Here is a 4436-nt window from a genome sequence, read left to right on the forward strand (position 1 = left end):
CATGACGCGGGACAGGGTCAGATAGCCAACACCTTCCATCCTGCCCCGTTGATCCCTGCCAGGCTATGAGACAGAGCCACTCGAATTAACCACGCATCTCCATCTCGGGATGTGCAGCCGACCTTGCCGGCCACATATCCGGCCCTCCTCCTTGAACAACATATGCTTTAGCCGAATTGGGCCGAGTCAAATCTTCGTTTCCTATTGTGACCGTCCGATGATCGCGTCGGTAATACGCTACCGCGCATTCCCCGTGGCTCTGGGGGTCACCTTCGCAGCGATGTCCCTCGCCAGCGCAAGGAACGATGCTTCATCGAGCGGCGGAACTCCTGCCTTGCGGGCAAAGTCGGAACGTTGAATGACGTGAAGCATCATGCTGAAACTGCCCTGTGCGTGGGGACTGCCGAGAGCTACAACCAAGTAGCCATGATCAATGGTTCCATCCTCGCGACGGAGGCGGACGAACGACTCCACGCCCTTCACCCCAGCGATCGTGGTGCTACGGTAGCGGTCCTTCCAGATGCTGGTCACGTCGCGACGGTCCTGGTACAGACCGGTCCAGAAGAAGTCCGACACACCTTCCGGATCCCGCATCCTGGCGTTCAGCTTCGCATTCGGCGGAGCGGCGGACTTGTCCTCCAGGCCGACGATCACGTCGGGCTGCCCCTTCAGGCGATAGCTGGCCGCTACATATCGAGGCGCGACACCGTCATCGGGCAAGAACACGTAGGGCATGCACAGGCCGGGCTTGGTGGGCACAGTGTTTAGAGCCCTCGGCATCGCGCCCGCCATCAGCGAGGCGAACTCCGCCTCGTCGGCTTTGGCGTCGCTGTCGTGGGTACTTAGCTTCCACCACAAGCCGGAATTGCCGACCGTGGTAAACGCTGAGAGTTGACTGCCTACACGCCACGCCTTGCCGCCAGATCCCGCCCAGTCCAAGTGGTCGAAAGTCGCGCGCGTGCCATACACGTCCTTGCCATCTCGTGCTTTCAACATGGCGCCATCCTTCGTCACCCGTATATCGACAGCGCCTCGTACCACGTTGCGTTGGCTATCGCTCATGGGGTGCGTAATCAGCAGAGGCCCCCGATCGCCAAGATTCACGTGAAATGCACGCTCGCCATCGGAATAGCGTGCAGGAGGATCGCGGCGCAGGTCGCCACGAATCCGTTTGGCGACCTCGACAGGATCCCAAGCCGCCTGCTCGGCCGGCCCAGGCAATTGCAATTCCAACCGTCCTACGCATTCGGGTAGCCATTGCCCACTCCCCACGGCGGCCTGACCATATGCCAGTGGGCAGCATGCCAATGCGGCAGCGGGAATCAAGCTACGGACAATACCTTGCCTCATACTGCGCTCCGTTCAGCCGGCTGCCGCGGATCTCTCGCATCTGCAACCGCGAGGCTTTCGCGATCCTCCGTGTTGGCAGCGTCGTCGTTTTCTGCGACCAGCATGGTCGGATAGCCAAATCGATTGAACTCGCCGTCGGTCCATTCGATTGGCAGCGCGGTAATGAAGCCTTTGATCTTCTCCAGCGACGCCGCACCTGCGGCAACATGTCGGGGAGCTGTCCAGAAATCGTCTTCCGAGGGTTGAGGAAAGGCAGGATAGCCAAGGGTCTCACCTTTGGCCGGACTACGTTTATTGGGATCCCAATTTGGCACGATGGACGCCGAATCATCAGGCGCGTAGGGCGACCTATTGCGCGGCACAAAATCAAACGCCTTCTCATAGGCTTCGGCATTCAAGCGTGCCTGTTGCTGTATCAGACGCCAGCTGTCCGGCTTGCCAGGCTCTTCAATGGCGCGAGCCAGATGGGATGCGGGACGGACCTTGCCGCTGATGCCGAACAGCTTGTTCCACACCGCTTTCCGAAGCGCATGGGCACTATCCCTTGTCGGACGCATGCTGCCGGTGCCATTGATATCGGCGCGTTTGGTATTGTCATCGACAACCAGGACCGCGATCTCCGAGTCGCGCTCGCCCAACAGACTCCGGTCATTGATATTGGCACTGCCCAATAGGGCGTAGAGATCGTCGACAACCATCAGCTTCGTATGAACGTAGATTTGCTCGGTCACGTACCGATCGCCGAGCTTGGCCCAATTGCGCAGGTTCAGTAGCGTCACATACTCGAAGCACTGTTCAATCGGAATGGACTCATACTCTCGATTGTGTTCGTCCTGGATGACGCGGAGATATTGCGGGTCTTTTTTCTCGTACAGTTCCCGTGCCTTCAGCGCACGGCGTACGCCATTGAGCAGACTACGGCTGCCGTAGACCAGCGTCTGCATCGTCCAGTAAACCTGCACCGCAATCGTAGCATTTGCCAACGCCCCCTCGGGATGCACCGGGAGGGTTATATAAACGTGATACTTCGGCTTGCCTTTGGTGAAGATCGCTTTGGTAATGCGCGTGATGAGCGCCTGGCACACACCATTCTTCGGCGGATCGAACATCCCCTTGTCGTCGACGTCCAGCTTGACGCTGAAGCCCTCGATCTTGGGACGGACTTTGCTGTCGTTATCGGACTTCACGACCACGTCTGCGCTACTGGAAGCATCCTTTCCGCCGAAGGAATTGATATATTGCGCGGCCGGGGATAGTTTCGTCCCGAAATCCGCTTCGCGTCCGAAGGCCGAAACAAAAAACTGGCTTTCTATATAAACGAACCGGTCGCTCTTCGCGATCAATTGGAGCATCGCGCGATGGATATCGTCCTCGGTGCCGGATGGCGTAGCGCCCTTCGCCGTCATGCCCCTATGCTCGGCCTGCCGCATGCCGACCGGGGCGCTGCGTAACACTTGAATTTGGACGGAACCGTTCTTTTCGTACTTCTCAGGCGGCTGAGGCGCCGGCAACTTCAGTTTGCTGCATGCATTCCATCGCACGACAAAATTGCGCGTCAGATCGGATACCGCGGGGCCTTGGATGCGGCTGTGCACATCCTGCCAGGGCATACGGGGTTGCGTCTTTTCGCTGAGCGTCAGAAGGGAAACGGGGTTACCTTCGAAGTTCTTGGGCACTCCCATCGCATTGCCCAACACCGTGAGCGTGGACGCCTCACCGTACGGGACTTGAAACGCTCCCTTTTCTATATTTTTGAGCACAACGTCGGCGTTGCTCTTGGTGAGAAAAGGCACCGTCGCAACATCGACCGCGCCTGACAACAAGTCGGGATCGACTAAGTTGTCGGACTTCTCCGACAGCTTACCTACCCATGCCACGCAGGGGTTATAGCGGTTCAGCGCATAGCGGCCATCCTTGTCGGCATGCAGATCAAAAGTGTCGTCGTCATAACGGCCATATGCGAGATCGATGCCTCCGACATAGCCAATCTTTCTATCGATGACGACCTGCTTCTGGTGATGGCTGAAGTAGGCGTTGTTTCGCGTAGCGTATGACTTAGGCAACTCGACGTGTACGCGCTTCTTGCCCACCAGCCGGTTGATGGCCTCGAGCGCCGCCTTGGCCTGGTCGTCGTACGTTTGGACCGGATTTCTATCGTTCCAAGGAAGCACGTATATCTGGACACCACGCGTGGCGGCGCGGTGCAGCACATCCCACAATCGGACATTCGGTGCAAGCATGGCGTCCCAGTTGACTTGCCATCCGATGATGTAAATCTCCTGGGTCGCCTTATCGCACTCGGCGATCAGATCGGCGAAGTATGCCTTTCCAGTGGTAAAGAACTGGAAGTGGTTGCCTGCCGTCGGCTGCGAGAATACGCTTTTGTGCCCGACCCAGACGTTGCTGGTCACCGTGGCTTCTGCCGCAGATCCATCTTCGCCGACAAGTTGCGGCACGACGCGATTCGGACTGGCTGTCCTCGTCATGGTCATTTGTTCCTTAACGAGTCTAGCAACGCCTTACCGGACCGTGTGTTCCCTTCGCGCATCGCCAGGTCGGCGTGAAACTCTGATACGTGAACTCCCTCCGCCGCATCAAGGCTATCTGCATACCCCATCGCATTCAAAGCGTGTGCCTTCTGCTGACGTTCAGACCAATCCTGCTTTTCTCGCATCATCGATATCTGGTAGGCGCGGCTCTCGCAAACGAGCCAGACACGGCCACTATCCTCGTTGCAGGCGTCCTGCAGCGTGCGCTGCTCCGCCTCCGATAGTGTCAATTTTCCTTCATCATCGCTCTGGCCCGTCAGCACGTCTTCCTCAGCCATTAGCGCCGACAGCTCATTGTCCGCACGAACCACACGCCACTGTGTGAGCGGCAGGGCTACACCTGTCGGACCCGGAATGTCCTTCAGCACAAAATTGAACTTGACCGGAACATCGGTAATGGGTGTATCGGGAAATGCTGGAAGGGCGAAAGGCTTGTCCACCGGCCCATCGAATTTCCGCTGCGCACTCTTGTAAGTAATCGCCCCCGGACACTCCACCGTAATATTCCCACCCTCGATCGTGATCGACGCCCCGCCC

General features: G+C 58.1%; 2 protein-coding genes and 1 pseudogene. All 3 read right to left on the minus strand.

From position 1 onward, the window contains the following. Positions 1-237: 237 nt before the first annotated feature. Positions 238-1233, minus strand: a complete 996-nt coding sequence (locus AC6EI8_RS24630) for a T6SS immunity protein Tli4 family protein (protein ID WP_226109656.1) — start codon at positions 1231-1233, stop codon at positions 238-240. 113 nt (positions 1234-1346) lie between these two features. Next, positions 1347-3836 (minus strand): phospholipase D-like domain-containing protein, encoded by a 2490-nt coding sequence (locus tag AC6EI8_RS24635; RefSeq protein WP_226109658.1) that lies wholly within the window; start codon positions 3834-3836, stop codon positions 1347-1349. A 2-nt stretch (positions 3837-3838) separates the two neighbouring features. Next, positions 3839-4436, minus strand: a pseudogene (locus AC6EI8_RS24640) (type VI secretion protein); the annotation flags it as partial.

Source organism: Cupriavidus sp. R6-3, from assembly GCF_059772245.1.